Source organism: Lysobacter sp. F60174L2 (genome assembly GCF_052547135.1).
Genome location: NZ_JBQWRA010000001.1, coordinates 287,230 through 301,453, shown reverse-complemented (window position 1 = coordinate 301,453; position 14,224 = coordinate 287,230). Strand labels below are relative to the sequence as shown.

At 70.5% G+C, this 14,224-nt stretch carries 10 protein-coding genes; 1 reads left to right on the top strand and 9 read right to left on the bottom strand.

Features of this window, described 5'->3' with window-relative positions; translation table 11 throughout:
• Window positions 1-96: 96 nt before the first annotated feature.
• The 9 genes from ACT9AS_RS01340 to ACT9AS_RS01300 all read right to left on the bottom strand — a co-directional run bounded on the left by ACT9AS_RS01340 (window position 97) and on the right by ACT9AS_RS01300 (window position 10,257).
• Complete coding sequence (locus tag ACT9AS_RS01340) at window positions 97-306, bottom strand: hypothetical protein (protein WP_445098319.1); 210 nt, start codon at window positions 304-306, stop codon at window positions 97-99.
• Window positions 307-626: 320 nt separating this feature from the next.
• Window positions 627-2,564, bottom strand: a complete 1,938-nt coding sequence (locus ACT9AS_RS01335; RefSeq protein WP_445098318.1) for a phospholipase D-like domain-containing protein — start codon at window positions 2,562-2,564, stop codon at window positions 627-629.
• Window positions 2,561-3,181, bottom strand: coding sequence for a YceI family protein (locus ACT9AS_RS01330; RefSeq protein WP_445098317.1), 621 nt, complete (start codon window positions 3,179-3,181; stop codon window positions 2,561-2,563). Before ACT9AS_RS01330 ends, ACT9AS_RS01335 begins: the two co-directional genes overlap by 4 nt.
• On the bottom strand, window positions 3,172-3,648 hold the full coding sequence (locus ACT9AS_RS01325) for a histidine phosphatase family protein (protein ID WP_445098316.1): 477 nt from the start codon (window positions 3,646-3,648) through the stop codon (window positions 3,172-3,174). Before ACT9AS_RS01325 ends, ACT9AS_RS01330 begins: the two co-directional genes overlap by 10 nt.
• A 49-nt stretch (window positions 3,649-3,697) precedes the next feature.
• Entirely contained in the window at window positions 3,698-4,330 is a 633-nt protein-coding gene (locus ACT9AS_RS01320) for a nucleotide-binding protein (protein WP_445098315.1), read from the bottom strand.
• 82 nt (window positions 4,331-4,412) lie between these two features.
• Window positions 4,413-5,666 (bottom strand): hypothetical protein, encoded by a 1,254-nt coding sequence (locus ACT9AS_RS01315; RefSeq protein WP_445098314.1) that lies wholly within the window; start codon window positions 5,664-5,666, stop codon window positions 4,413-4,415.
• 63 nt (window positions 5,667-5,729) lie between these two features.
• The gene (locus tag ACT9AS_RS01310; protein ID WP_445098313.1) at window positions 5,730-8,285 is read right to left on the bottom strand and encodes an ATP-binding protein; all 2,556 of its coding nucleotides are present in this window, start codon (window positions 8,283-8,285) and stop codon (window positions 5,730-5,732) included.
• A 4-nt stretch (window positions 8,286-8,289) separates the two neighbouring features.
• Window positions 8,290-9,486, bottom strand: a complete 1,197-nt coding sequence (locus tag ACT9AS_RS01305) for an EAL domain-containing protein (RefSeq protein WP_445098312.1) — start codon at window positions 9,484-9,486, stop codon at window positions 8,290-8,292.
• A gap of 114 nt (window positions 9,487-9,600) precedes the next feature.
• Window positions 9,601-10,257: a tetratricopeptide repeat protein gene (locus ACT9AS_RS01300; RefSeq protein WP_445098311.1), complete on the bottom strand. Its 657-nt coding sequence runs from the start codon at window positions 10,255-10,257 to the stop codon at window positions 9,601-9,603.
• Window positions 10,258-10,426: 169 nt separating this feature from the next.
• Here ACT9AS_RS01300 and ACT9AS_RS01295 point away from each other — a divergent pair, with 169 nt between their 5' ends.
• On the top strand, window positions 10,427-14,182 hold the full coding sequence (locus ACT9AS_RS01295; protein ID WP_445098310.1) for an indolepyruvate ferredoxin oxidoreductase family protein: 3,756 nt from the start codon (window positions 10,427-10,429) through the stop codon (window positions 14,180-14,182).
• The last annotated feature ends 42 nt before the right edge of the window (window positions 14,183-14,224 follow it).

Here is a 14,224-nt window from a genome sequence, read left to right as displayed (position 1 = left end):
GACGGGGGAGGCGTCAGCAGGTCGATCCCGGGGGTTGGGGCGGTGTGTGGCGGGTCAGGCCTTGCGGCGGGTGGAGCGGCATCCCCCCGGAGCCGCTCAGACGCAGCGGAACAGCGGCACGACGTTGTTGGACACGTAGCTGCGGTTGCTGGCGTAGCCGCTGCTGGTGCCGTAGCCGACGCCGAAGGCACGCTGGCGGTGCGGCGGGCGCGACGGGGTGGTGGCGGCGGCGGGACGGCTGGGGTTCGCGCTCGGGTTGAAGCTCGGGGTGGACGGGTTGGAGGTGGCGAAGCGGTAGGCGTTCATGGTGTTTTTCCTTGCGGTCGGGGGAGTTGGTGACTCGGTGTGTTGGTAAAGTACAACACCACCGTTGTAGCACTATGTGCCGGAAGTCACCCCACCGTCGACAGGGGTCGGAACGGGTGGTTTTCGCGGGGCACGCAGGTGGGATGGCGGGAGGGGCGGCGTGGTTTGGGTGACTGACGGCAGGGGGCGTCGGTCGGGCCGTGGAGCGGTCGCTTCGGGGAGGAGCGCGCGCAGGTGGGCGCTTGGGAGGGTGAGGAGTTCGCGACTTACGTCGCTCCTACACGGTCGTGCCCGGTCATGCGGGGTGGGACGGCGGGGTGTTACAGGATCGGGGCCAGGCCGGCGCCGAAGGCGGTGAACAGGCGGGTCGGCAGGCCCTTGACCGCCATGTTGACGCCGGGGAAGTCGCCGACCGGGCGGTAGCAGTCGCGGAAGCCCGGGTCGTCCGGCGGCAGCGGCTCGGGGCAGCCCGGGCCGGGCACGTACTCGTAGCTGGTGGCGTAGCGCACCGGCCACAGGTCGAAGATCGGCAGGTATTCGGAGGCCTTGGCCAGCGAGTACTCCAGTCCCCACAGCACCGGCGCCTTGTCGCGCGGGGCGATCACCCAGGAGTTGGCCGGGCTGATGTCGCGCCGGATGCTGGCCTCGAGCGCCTGCGCAAAGGCGTCGTCCTCGATCACCAGCGCGCTCTCGGTGTTGTAGTGGTCGCCGCGCGGGTCGAAGTTGTGGGTGCCGACCACGCCGATCCGGCCGTCGATCACCAGCGACTTGGCATGCATGCCGATGCGCACGCCGGCGCGCTTGAGCGGCACCGGTTCGTTGGCCTGGCGACGCAGGTAGCGGGTGGCACCGTACTCGGGCCGCAGCGGCTGGCGGTAGCGCGCGCTGCGCAGCACGCTGTTGCGGTCGGGCGGGCGGGTCGCGACCGGTTCGGGGTTGGGCTGGTACTCGGGCACGGTCGCGCCGGTCGCGGCCAGGTCGATCGGCGCGTCCTCCGGGAATGGCTTGTACTCGTAGATGTTGAAGCCGAAGTCGCGCAGGTAGCGGCGCTTGTACTTGTACGACAGCGCGTAGGCGATGAACGCGTCGGTCGCGGCCAGGCTGTTCGTCGAGACCACGATCCGCGGCGGATCGGAACGCTCCTGCAACTGCTCGAACATCTCCTGCGCAGCGTCCGACAGCACCAGGTACGGCGTCTGCAGCAGCACTTCCTCGCGCGCCGACTCGATCAGCGCGCGCAACGAGCCGGAGGCCTGCGCGACCCGCGCCGGGTCCTCGCGGCGGTGCTTGGCCGGGCTGTCGGAGATGAAGCGGGCCTCGCCGACGGCCAGCGCCTTGTCGGCCAGCAGGTCCCGAACCAGCGCGCTGTCGGCGGCGCGCGCACGCATGTCCGCGGCGCGTCCGGGGCGTTCGAACACGTGCGGCGGCAAGGTCGGCACGCCGTTGTCGAGGATCGACTGGCCGACATCCACCAGCCGCGCCGGCGGCACGCTGAGGCGGTCGGACCAGAACATGTCGAAGTCGCCGCGCATCTCGCGCGCGACCGGGCCGGCGACCAGCACGTCGCGGTCGCGGAAGTTGTACTCGTCGTCCCAGTCGTAATAGTCGTCCTGGTAGTTGCGCCCGCCGATGATGCCGACCGCGCCATCGACCAGCAGCAGCTTGGTGTGCATGCGCTGGTTGAGCTGGCGCCAGCAGCAGGCGGCCGCCAGCAGATACTGCGGGTAGCTGATCCGGGCGCGGTTCAACACCGGGTTGTAGAGCTTCACCCGGAAATTGACGTGGCTGCCGGCCAGCGCGGCGAGCGTATCGATGTGCTTCAGCGCGGCCAGCTGGTCCATCAGCAGCCGCACCTGCACCCCGCGGCGCGAAGCGGCGAGCAGCTCGTCGAGGATCAGCCGGCCGGCGTCGTCCTCGTCGAAGATGTAGGTCTGCAGGTCGATCGAGGTGGTCGCGCTGCGGATCAGGTTGACCCGCGCGAGCAGCGCGTTGGTGCCATGGTCGAGGATCAGCGCATAGTGCCGCGGCTGCTCCGGGGTCGATTCGGCAAAGGCCTGGCCGGCCAGGTGGTGCAGCGGCGAGGGCTGGGCGCAGGCGTCGGCGGCGTCGCAGCTCAGTTCGGCCGAGCGCGATGCCTCGACGAGCGCGACCGCGCGGTTGGCCTCCTGCGGCGACAGCGTCGCGCAGGCCGACAGCATCAGCGCCAGCCACGCGATCGCCAGCCGCAACAGCGGCGCCAGGGGACCCGCATGCCTCATCGCGGCGCGTCCTGCAGCCGCACGCGCATGTCGAAACTGACCTTGTCGGTCAGCGCCAGGCGCCAGCGGTCGAGGCCGTAGTCGTCGCGGTCGACGCTGCCGCTGGCGACCACGTCGCAGTCGCGGCCGGGGCGCGCGCAGGTGGCCGGGGCCACCACGAAGGTCTCGATCCGGCTCACCCCATGCATGCTCAGCCGCCCGCGCAGCTTGCCCCCGTCGTGGGCCAGTTCGGCCGGGTGCGGTTCGGAGACGAACTCGATCACCGGGTAGTTGGCGGCGTCGAAGAAGCGCTCGCCGCGCGCGAGCTCGGCGTAGCGCTCCGAGCCTTCGACCTCGACCGTGGCGGTCATCAGCCGGATCCGGACCTGGTGGCGGCCGTCGGGCAGGATCACCAGCGCGCCGTCATGGTTCGGGAACCGGCCATCGACGCGCTGGCCCCAGCGGGTGCGCAGTTCGAAGCCGAAGCGGGTGTGGGCGGGGTCGAAGCCGATCGAATCGCCGGGCCGGAAATCCGGCGCCGCGAACGGCATCGACGCGGGCGCCGCGGCGAACGCCGGCCACGCCAGCGCCCCCACGACCCCCCAGGCAAGCCAGTGCTGCTTGAACGTCACGGCCACCAGAACGCGCTGAGCCGGGCCACGCCCGGTTCCAGCGGGACGTCGCGCGGCATGCTCAGCACCGCGACCCCGCACGGCGGCATGCCGCGGTAGTCGCCCGACTGGCCGCTGTGCAGCAGCGCCGCCAGCTGTTCCATCCCGGGGTTGTGGCCGACCAGCATCAGGCGGTCGACATCGGCGTGGCGGTCGGCCAGCGCGATCAGCGCGCCGGGGTCGGCTTCGTAGATGCTGTCGTCGACCTTCTGCTCGACGTAGCCGATCTCGCCCAGCACCGCTTCCAGGGTCTCGCGGGTACGCCGCGACGGCGAGCACAGCACGCAGTCGGGCACCAGTTTCTGTTCCACCAGCCATTTGCCGGCGGCCTCGGCCTCGGCCTGGCCCTCCGCCGACAGCGGGCGGTCGAGGTCGGCCTGGCCGGCGGTGGCGGATTCGGCGTGGGCGTGGCGGAGCAGGATCAGTTCGCGCATGGGGACCTCGATGGCGGGGTGGGCTGGCGTCGGGTTCGGACGGTGGTCTTCAACTTGCCTTCTTCAACCAGCGCAGCAGCGGTTGCCAGTCCGCCTGGTGCTCGCGCACCTGCGCCGAATGGTAGTCGAACAGGCTCTTGCCGATGCCGCACAGGAACACATAGGCCTGGCTGTCGCGCAGTTGCGCGACCACCGGGTACGGCCATTGCGCGAACAGGTCCACGGCCTGCTGCGAGGCGTTGGTCCACGGCTTCAGCTTGTTGGCGACCAGCCCCACCTGCAGGTCGCCGCGGCGCACCCGCGGGTGCTTTGCGAGGGTGTCGAGGAAGCCGACGCTGGCCTCGATGTCGAACGTCGACGGCAGCACCGGCACCACCACCGCGTTGGCGGCCGCGAGGAACGGTTCCAGGTCGCGCGCCATCGCGCCGGCGGCGGCGTCGATCACGACGTAGCCGGTGTCCCCCGGCAGCTGGCTGCGCCAGCGCGGAACGGTGCCGTCGAGCGGCAGCACCGCACTCTCCAACCCCGCGCGCCGCTGCGCCCAGCGCGTCGACGAGCCCTGCGGGTCGGCGTCGACCAGCACGGTGTTGAGGCCGTCGAGGGCCGCCTGCGCGGCGAGGTGGGTGGCGATCGTGGTCTTGCCCACGCCGCCCTTGGAACTGGCTACCAGCACGGTCTTCATCGACACCCCCTGTCCGGATAGTGATCAGGCTTGTTGATGCAGCTGAAGCCGCAGCGTACACCGCGGCGCGGTGATGGGGTGGTCAACCGGCGGGGGCGTTGCCCGGGGCGAGCAGCGCGCGATGCCGGGGGTGCGAGGGCCGCCAGTCCGCGGGCGGCTGCAATGGGATGCCGTTGCGCTGGAGCAGCTGGCGGGCCGCGCCGACTTCGCCATCGTTCGCGATCGCCTGTGCATGGGTGGCCATGTCGACCGCCGCCAAACCCGGGCCGCCCGCCGTCAGCAACCCGTGGAACTGTTCGGACAGCCAGGCGAACTCGCGTAGCTGCGCCTGCCACGCCACTCGCTCGGGACCACTGGCGAGTTCGACCAGCAGCGGCAACGCGATCGACGGGTAGATCAACACGGAATCGCTGGCGGCCAGCTTGGCCATCAGTCGCTTGCAGTCCTGCCGGAGCGCCGCGTCGAGCACGGGTCGATCCTGACCGGCGCCGCACAACTGCAACATTCCGGACAGGGACGGTATCGCGTGGACCGCCCATTGCGCGGTCGACAGCATCGCGATGACATCGGCATTGGTCGCCGGCCGCTCAAGCGGCATGGTTTTGGCCAGCACCCGGGCCGCGTCGGCCGGCATCGGCGGCAGCGGTGCCGCGGTACGCGCGTCCAGCAGCGTCGTCATGAGCGCATTGGCGTAGGGCTCGAAGCGATCGGCCCCGGCGGCCAGGCGCAGATGGGTCCGCGCGGCGACCGTGTCCCCGGCTCCCAATGCCGCATTGACGGCCAGCCACTGGACGGCTCCGTTGTCACCATCGACCTGCAGCAACCGCGCAAGCGCGGCATCGGGGTCGCAGCGGGAAACGAACAGGGGGCAGCCGCTGACCTCCAGCCACGCGACCAGTGGATCGCCAGGACGGACCTGGCGGGCGGCGTCGAACCAGATCGCCGGATCCACCGCGGCGGGTAACGGCTGCCCCGTAGCTTCGTCGTAGCCGATCGGGACGATCATCGCCGCCGCCAGCAGGCTGCGTGCATCGCCCCGCGTGGCCAGGGCACGCGCCTGCTCGACCATGGCGGCATCGAAGTCCGCCTGCCAGCGCTCGTACGCCTCCTGCAACACGGGGTCCCCGGCCATGGCCAGCATCTCCGCCATCTCCGGCGGCAACGGCAACTGCAGATCCTCGACGCAGGCGAATCCGGCGTCGACATCCTCCTTCTGGAAACAGGCATCCAGAGCGGCCTGCTCCGCCTCGGTCAGTTGCGGTTGCAGTGGCACGGCGCCTGCGGCACCGATGGACAACGCGGCGATGGCGATCCATGCGTGGATTGGTCGAAACATGCTTTCCCCCGGCTTCCTGTGTCGCTCCGATCCTAGCAGCGGCCCGGATGGGATCCGCCGTCGCTACCGGTAGCGCTCGGCGACGTACAGGCGCAGACGGCCGGCCGCGGTGTGGAGGTCGGCAGCCAGCGGGGCAAGGTGGGCGCCCGGGTTGTCGCGGGCGGTGGTTTCCAGCGCCTCGGCGGCTTCGGCCAGCCCGGCCGCGCCGACCAGCCGTGCGGCGCCCTTGATCTTGTGCGCCTGCCGCGCCAGCGCCGGGGTGTCGCCGGCAGCGACGGCGCGGTCGAGTTCGGCGAGGTCGCCGGTGGTGCTGTCGAGGAAGTCGGCCAGCAGCAGCCGTGCCTCGGCCGGGTCGCCGCCGGTCAGGCCGTCGAGGGTCACACCGTCCAGCGGCGGCGGGTCGTCGGCCAGTTGCGGCAGGCCGGGCATCGGCGCCGGCTCGACTCCACCGGCCACGGCGGGTGCCAACGTGGAAAAAGGGACGGTCGCCTCGTCGCGCGTCTGCGGCAGCCAGCGTTGCAGGCAGGCCTGCAGCACCGGTACCGAGACCGGCTTGGCGAGGTAGTCGTCCATTCCGGCACCGAGACAGCGCTCGGCTTCGCCCTTCAGCGCCGACGCGGTCAGCGCGACGATCGGGGTGCGGGCGAGGTCGTTGCGGGCTTCCTCCCCACGGATCGCGCGGGCCAGCTGGTAGCCATCGAGACCGGGCATGTGCACGTCCGACAACAGCAGTCCGTAGCGCCCGCTGCGCCAGCGCTGCAGGCCTTCGCTGCCGTCCTCGGCGGACTCGCTGGCGTAGCCGGCCAGCGCCAGCTGGCGGGCGATCACCAGCCGGTTGGTCGGGTGGTCGTCGACCAGCAGCACCAGGCTGCCCTCGCTCTCGGCCTGGGCGATGCCGGGCAGTCGGCGCGGCGCGAACGCGACCGGCGCGGCCCCGGCGTGGACGTCGGGCGCGATGTCCTCGACGCGCGCGCGCGGCAGCACCAGTTCCAGCCGCATCGTGGTGCCCTGCCCGGGGGCGCTCTCCATCCGCACCTCGCCGCCCATCAACTCGGCCAACCGGCGACAGATCACCAGTCCCAGGCCGGTACCGCCGAAACGCCGGGTGGTGTCGTCCTCGGCCTGGCTGAACGGCTGGAACAACCGCGCCTGCGCTTCGTGACCGACGCCGATGCCGGTGTCGGCGACGCTGAGGACCAGGCGGTCGCGGACCGGGCCGTCGACGCCGGCGGGCTCGAGCTCCTCCCGCCACTCCAGCGCAACACGCACCTGGCCGTGCGCGGTGAACTTGATCGCGTTGGACAGGAAATTCCCGAGCACCTGGCGCAGCCGCAACGGGTCGGCGCAATGGGCCTCGGCCAGGCGCGGGTCGATGCTGCATTCCAGCGCCAGGCCCTTGCTGGACGCCGCGCCGGAATAGTTGGCGACGGTGCTGCGGACCAGCGTCGCCAGCCGCAGCGGTTCGGGTGCCAGTTCGAGCCGGCCGGCCTCGATCTTGGAGAAGTCGAGGATGTCGCCGATGATCTGCAGCAGCGACTGCGAGGAGTGCTGGATGACGTTCAGCGCATGGCGCTGGTCGGGGTCCAGGCGGGTGTGGGCCAGCACCTCGATCATGCCGGTGACGCCGATCATCGGGGTGCGGATCTCGTGGCTCATCGAGGCCAGGAAATTCGACTTGGCATGGTTGGCGGCCTGCGCGCGGGCCTCGCTCTCGCGCAGTTCGTCCTGCAGCCGCGCGTTGGCCGCAAGGGTCGCCTCGTTGCGGGCGAGCTGGTCGATCAGCTCGGTCTCGAAGTCCATCACGTCGGTGCGCATCTCGGTGAAGGCGTCCATCACCGTGGCCAGCTCGCCGCGCGGCTGGTGGCGCGGCTGCGCGGTGTAGTCGTGCGCGCGCATCCGCCGGGCGAGGAAGGTCAGGCTCTCGATGCCGCGGTAGGCATTGCGCAGCACCACCCGGCCGATCAGGGCCACCGCCAGCAGCGCCGACAGCGACAAGCCGATGCGCAGCAGGCTGGTGGTGCGGTTGCGCGCGAGGTCTTTGCGCACCAGTGCCTCGGCCTCGACCATCGCCAGGTCCGATAGCGTCTGGATCCGCACGGTGACCGGGTCGATCGCGGGATACAGCCCGGTATCGGCAAAGCGCGCCAGCGCGTCGGCATCGCGGCGCAGCAGGATGTCGCGCAGTCGCGCGGTGGCGGCATCGGCATCGACCCGTGCCGCCTGCACCTCGTCGTACAGGCGTTGTTGCGACGACGCGCGCGGCATCGCCGACAGGGCCGCCGCGTTGCGCTCGATCCGCTCGCGGGTGGCATCGATGGTGCTGACGCCCTCGTCCCACGGCAGCAGGCCGTTGCGGACGCGGAAGGTAGTGTCGACCACCACCAGCCCGTAGCCGTCGGACACCGCCTTCAGCGCGCGCATGCGCTGCAGCGAGTCGTCCTTGAGCGCCAGCAGCGACTGCCGGGCCCGGTGCTGGGCGATCTCGTCGATCACCAGCACGGTCATCCCGGCCAGCAGGAACAGCCCGAACAAGGCCCACAACTGGTGGCGGATGCTCAGCCTCGACAACCGTTCGGCCAGCCTCGCGCGCCACGACACCGGCGTCGACGCGGCGGCCACCGGCTCAGTGCTCCGGCCGGCGCCAGCGGCTGACCACTCCGGGCAGCTCCTCCGGCGGCACCGGCGGCGCGATCAGGTGGCCCTGGGCCATGCCGCAACCGAGTTCGGCCAGCATCTGCCAGTCCTCGATGCTGGCCACGCCCTCGGCCACGACCTCCAGCCCGAGCTTGCGGGCGAGGTCGAGGCTGGCCTCGACCACCGCGCGCTTGCGCGGCTGGCTGTGGGCGCCGACGACGAAGCCCTGGTCGATCTTGAGCTCGGTGAACGGGATCTGCGAGAGCTGCGCGAGCGAGGAATAGCCGGTGCCGAAATCGTCGATCGACAGCCCGAAGCCCTTCAGCCGAAGTCGCGCAAGCACGCCGAGCGCCCGCGCGGCATCGGCCATCACCGAGCTTTCGGTCAACTCCAGCACCACCTCGGCCGGGTCGACGCCCTGCTCCTTGACGATGCGCTGGTAGCGGTCGGCGGCGGTCGGGTCGGCCAGCGTGGTCGGCGAGACGTTGACCGACAGGTTGAGGCACAGGCCGGCCCGGTCCCATTCGCGCTTCCAGCGGCAGCCCTGCTCCAGCATCAGGTCGGTCAGCGGATCGGCCAGGCCCTCGCGCTCCAGCAATCCGATGAAGTTCTGCGGCCGCACCACCCGGCCGTCGGCGCGGACCCAGCGCGCCAGCGCCTCGACCGCCACCGGCTTGCCGTTGCCGAACTCGACCTGGGGCTGGAACCACGGACGGATCTCGCCGCGACCGAGTGCGGTACGGATTTCGGTGGCGCTGATATCGACGCTGTCGTCCACGTCTTCCGAATGCAGCAGCAGGTCGTAGCCGGCCAGCGCGGCGGCCAGCTTGTCGGCGGTCAGCGGCTTCTCGACGCTGCCGAGCACGTGCAGGCCGTAGGCGCGGGTCATGGTCTGGACGGTGTTGAGCAGCGCCGGGTCCAGCGCGCTGACCACCAGCACCGAGCGCGCGAGCCGGCGCTGGGCGACGTGGCCGATGAACTCGATGCCGTCCATGCCGGGCATGTCGAGGTCGACCATGACGATATCGGGGGGTTGCGTGCGGGCCGCGAGCTGCCGCAGCGCCGACTTGCCATCGGCGGCCTCGTCGACGTCCTCGACCCCGAGTTCATCCAGCAGGCGCAGCGCCATCCGGCGCTGGAAGCCGTGGTCCTCGACCACCATCACGCTCAACGTCGATACGGACATTCCGTTCCCCTCGCGACGAGGGTCACTTTAGCGCCACTTTGCGCGGCCGCGCGAGCCGGAATGCGAAACCCGGCCGGAGCCGGGTTTGCGGGTGGTGCGGGGGGACCGGTCGGCTCAGCCCCAGTCCGGCGGGTCGGCCTGCCAGGCCTGCTGCACCTCGGCGAGGATGGCGCGGTCGTCGACGGACCAGTCCGGCAACAGCACCGGGTATTGGTCGGCGCCGTTCCAGCGGTCCGGCCGGGTGCGCACCGCGGCGGCATACCACTGCACCGCCTCCACCTTGCGGTCGAGCTGCCACAGCACCAGCGCGAAGGTCGGCGGCATCCAGTCGGCGTCGACCCGGCGCGACTGCAGCAGCGTCATCCACTGCGCCAGCGCGGCGTCGTAATCGCCCAGGCGGTACAGGTCCCAGCCGTAGTTCCACAGCACCGGGCGGTACAGCGCGTTGTTGGTGTCCAGCTGGGCGATCGCGCGGCCGTAAAGCTCATGGCCGACCTGCGGGCGGCCACCGGCCATCGCCATGTGCGCGAGCTGGGCGGTCTCGGCCCGGGCCCGCGGGTTGCGCTGGATCTCCTTGAGGAGTTTCTGCGCGAGCGGGTCGCCGCTGCCCTCGACCGCCACCACCGGACGTGTGGTCCGCGGCTCCTCGTCGAAGTAGAACTCGGACGTCGGCACGACCGTGGCGCCCTGCGCGGCGGCGGCGCCGGAAAGGCCGGCAGCGGCCAGGACCACCCCGGCCAGCGCGGTGAATGCGAGTTTGCGAAGCTGCATGGAATCCCCCTGTGTGACCCGTCCATGGTACCCCGACACCGGGGGCAGCTGCCGCCACTGCTACAATTCCGGGGCTTTGCCCCACGGTTTTGCCCGTTCGGGCGCGACGCCGTTCCGCTTCCACTCTTCCGCAGCCACCCCGCGGCCGTTTGCCGCGCCGGAGCCACGCATGACCAGTACCGCCGAACTCAGTTCGCCGTCCTCGGCGAACACGTCCCTGACCTCGTCCGTGGTCGATCCCGACTACAGCCTCGACCACAAGTACAGCCGCGAATCGGGGCGCATCTATCTGTCTGGCGTGCAGGCGCTGGTGCGGCTGCCGCTGATGCAGCGGCTGCGCGACCAGGCCGCCGGGCTCGACACCGCCGGCTTCATCTCCGGCTACCGCGGTTCGCCGCTGGGCGGGTTCGACCTGGAGCTGTGGCGGGCGAAGAAGCACCTGGAGACGGCCGGGGTGAAGTTCGCCCCCGGCCTGAACGAGGACCTCGGCGCGACCATGGTATGGGGCACCCAGCAGACCCAGCTGTTCCCGGGCGCGAAGCACCAGGGCGTGTTCGGCATGTGGTACGGCAAGGGCCCCGGCGTGGACCGCAGCGGCGACGTGTTCAAGCACGCCAACGCCGCCGGCACTTCGCCTTATGGCGGCGTGCTGGCGCTGGCGGCCGATGACCACGCGTGTCGTTCGTCGACGCTGCCGCACGGCTCGGAAGGCGAGTTCACCAGCGCGATGATCCCGATCCTCAACCCGGCCGGGGTGCAGGACATCCTCGACATGGGCGCGATCGGCTGGGCGATGTCGCGTTACACCGGCCGCTGGATCGGCTTCAAGACGATCGCCGAGACGGTCGAGTCGTCGGCCTCGGTCGACGTCAATCCACTGGCGCTGCAGATCGTGGTGCCCGGTGACGACGACTTCGAGATGCCGGTCGGCGGCCTCAACATCCGCTGGCCCGACCCGCCGATGGACCAGGAGATGCGCCTGCACCGCTACGCGGTCAAGGCCGCGCAGGCGTTCGCGCGGGCCAACAAGGTCGACCGCATCGTGATCGATTCGCCGAACCCGAAGCTGGGCATCATCACCACCGGCAAGTCCTACCTCGACGTGCTGACCGCGCTGGAGTACCTCGGCCTCGACGAGCGCGCCTGCGCCGACCTCGGCATCCGCGTCTACAAGGTGGGCATGACCTGGCCGCTGGAGCCGGTCGGCCTGCGCAACTTCGTGCGCGGCCTGTCCGACATCCTCGTGGTGGAGGAGAAGCACGCCTTCATCGAGAACCAGATGAAGGAGTCGATGTACAACTGGACCGATGCCGACTTCGGTGGCGCTCGCCCCAGCATCATCGGCAAGTACGACGAGTCCGGCGCGTGGATCCTACCGAGCACCGGCGAGCTGACCCCGGCGACGATCGCCGGCGTGATCGGTCGGCGCATCCAGAAGAACATCGCACTCGATGCCGGCGCCAGCGAGCGCATGGACAACGTGTTGCAGTGGATGGCGCAGAAGGAAGCCGAGCTGGCGCTGCCCCGGGCGAATTTCCCGCGCGTGCCGCACTACTGCTCGGGCTGCCCGCACAACACCTCGACCGTGGTGCCCGAAGGCTCCCGCGCCCTGGGCGGCATCGGTTGCCATTACATGGTCACGTGGATGGACCGCAGCACCGACACCTACACCCACATGGGCGGCGAAGGCGTGACCTGGGCCGGGCAGGCGGCGTTCACCGACACCGCGCACGTGTTCCAGAACCTCGGCGACGGCACCTACTTCCACTCCGGTTCGCTGGCGATCCGGCAGGCGGTCGCCGCCGGGGTCAACATCACCTACAAGATCCTCTACAACGACGCGGTGGCGATGACCGGCGGGCAGCCGGTCGACGGCCAGCTCAGCGTCCCGCACATCGCCCAGCAGGTGCGCAGCGAAGGCGTGCAGGCGATCGTGGTGGTCTCCGACGACATCGCCAAGTGGAGCGATCGCTCGCTCTTCCCGGACGGCGTCGAGTTCGAGGACCGCAAGCACCTCGACGACGTGCAGAAGCGTCTGCGCGAGGTCAAGGGTACGTCGGTGCTGATCTATGACCAGACCTGTGCGACCGAAAAGCGTCGCCGCCGCAAGCGCGGCAAGATGGTCGATCCGCAAAAGCGCGTCATGGTCAACTCGCTGGTGTGCGAAGGCTGCGGTGATTGCGGGAAGAAGTCGTTCTGCGTGTCGGTGCTGCCGAAGGAGACGGAGTTCGGCCGCAAGCGCGAGATCGACCAGTCCAACTGCAACAAGGACTACAGCTGCGTCGAGGGTTTCTGCCCGAGCTTCGTGACGGTCGAGGGCGGCGCGCTCAAGAAGGGCATGCCGGCCAAGAGCGGCAGCAGCGCGAAGGACCGCCTCGCCGACCTGCCGCTGCCGACCCTGCCGGCGCTCGACAGGCCCTGGAACATCCTCATCACCGGCGTCGGCGGCACCGGCGTGGTCACCATCGGCGCGCTGCTCGGCATGGCCGGGCACCTGGAAGGCAAGGGCGCGACCGTGCTCGACCAGACCGGCCTGGCGCAGAAGGGCGGCGCGGTCACCACCCACATCCGCATCGCCAACACCCCGGCCGACATCCACGCGGTGCGCATCGCCGCCGGTGAAGCGGACCTGGTGCTCGGCTGCGACATGGTCGTGGTCAACGACTACTGGGCGCTGTCGAAGGTCCGCGGCGGTCGCTCGACCGTGGTGCTCAACAGCTACGAGGCGATGCCGGGCACGTTCACCACGCGCCCGGACATGCAGTTCCCGGCCAGCGACATCATCGACGCGGTGCGCAAGGCGCTCGGCGGCGAGGAGACGGCGGCCGGTAACCTGCATGTGGTCGACGCGACCCAGCTGGCAACCGCGCTGCTCGGCGACGCGATCATGTCGAACCTGTTCATCCTCGGCCACGCCTGGCAGCAGGGGCTGGTGCCGCTGTCACTGGAGTCGATCATGCGCGCGGTCGAGCTCAACGGCGCGGCGATCGACAAGAACAAGGCGGCGTTCGCCTGGGGCCGGCTGGCGGTGATCGATCCGGCCGCCGTGGCCGAGGCTGCCGGGCTGGTCCGTAACCGGCCGACCGCGGCCGAGTCGACCCCGCACGCGCTGCCGATGCTCGGTGCCGGCGAGTGGGAAGGCCACGAGTTCGGCAGCCCGTCGGCACCGCGCACGACCACCGCGCAGGACGAACTGCGCCACGTCCCCGAGCACGGCGCCGAGGGCGACAGCGTCGCCTTCCTGCCGCTCGACGACGCCCGCCTGTCGCGTTCGCTCGACGAGGTGATCGCGCGCCGGGTCGCGTTCCTGACCGACTACCAGGACGCCGCCTACGCGCGCCGCTATTCCGACTTCGTCGCCAAGGTGCGCGAGGCCGAGCACGCCCGCGTCGCCGCCAGCAGCGACCTGACCGAGGCGGTCGCCCGCTACGCGTTCAAGCTGATGGCCTACAAGGACGAGTACGAGGTCGCCCGCCTCTACACCAGCGGCGACTTCATGCGCCGCGTGCAGCAGCAGTTCGATGGCGACTACAAGCTGAAGTTCCACCTCGCGCCGCCGCTGCTGGCGAAGAAGGACGCCCACGGCCGTGGCGTGAAGCGCGAGTTCGGGCCTTGGGTGTTCACCGCGTTCCGGGTGCTGGCGAAGCTGCGCCGGCTGCGCGGGAGCGCACTGGACGTGTTCGGCTACACCGAAGAGCGTCGCACCGAGCGCCGCCTGGTCGGGGAGTACTTCTCCACCATCGAGGCACTGCTGGCGCGGCTCGACCGCGGCAACATCGGCCTGGCGGTCGAGATCGCCTCGGTCCCCGAGCACATCCGCGGCTACGGCCACGTCAAGCACGAGCACCTGGCCACCGCCAGGGCCCGTGAGGCGGAGCTGCTGGCGGAATGGGACAACCCGTTGCGGCTGGTGCGGGTGGCCTAGCACCGCATCACGACCTCACTGCCGGAAAACCCCGCGAATGCG

What these genes read in the sequence shown, in the direction of transcription:
- ACT9AS_RS01340 (WP_445098319.1), bottom strand. Translation starts at nt 306, where the DNA reads ATGAACGCCTACCGCTTCGCCACCTCCAACCCGTCCACCCCGAGCTTC.
- ACT9AS_RS01335 (WP_445098318.1), bottom strand. Translation starts at nt 2,564, where the DNA reads ATGAGGCATGCGGGTCCCCTGGCGCCGCTGTTGCGGCTGGCGATCGCG.
- ACT9AS_RS01325 (WP_445098316.1), bottom strand. Translation starts at nt 3,648, where the DNA reads ATGCGCGAACTGATCCTGCTCCGCCACGCCCACGCCGAATCCGCCACC.
- ACT9AS_RS01320 (WP_445098315.1), bottom strand. Translation starts at nt 4,330, where the DNA reads ATGAAGACCGTGCTGGTAGCCAGTTCCAAGGGCGGCGTGGGCAAGACC.
- ACT9AS_RS01315 (WP_445098314.1), bottom strand. Translation starts at nt 5,666, where the DNA reads ATGTTTCGACCAATCCACGCATGGATCGCCATCGCCGCGTTGTCCATC.
- ACT9AS_RS01305 (WP_445098312.1), bottom strand. Translation starts at nt 9,486, where the DNA reads ATGTCCGTATCGACGTTGAGCGTGATGGTGGTCGAGGACCACGGCTTC.
- ACT9AS_RS01300 (WP_445098311.1), bottom strand. Translation starts at nt 10,257, where the DNA reads ATGCAGCTTCGCAAACTCGCATTCACCGCGCTGGCCGGGGTGGTCCTG.
- ACT9AS_RS01295 (WP_445098310.1), top strand. Translation starts at nt 10,427, where the DNA reads ATGACCAGTACCGCCGAACTCAGTTCGCCGTCCTCGGCGAACACGTCC.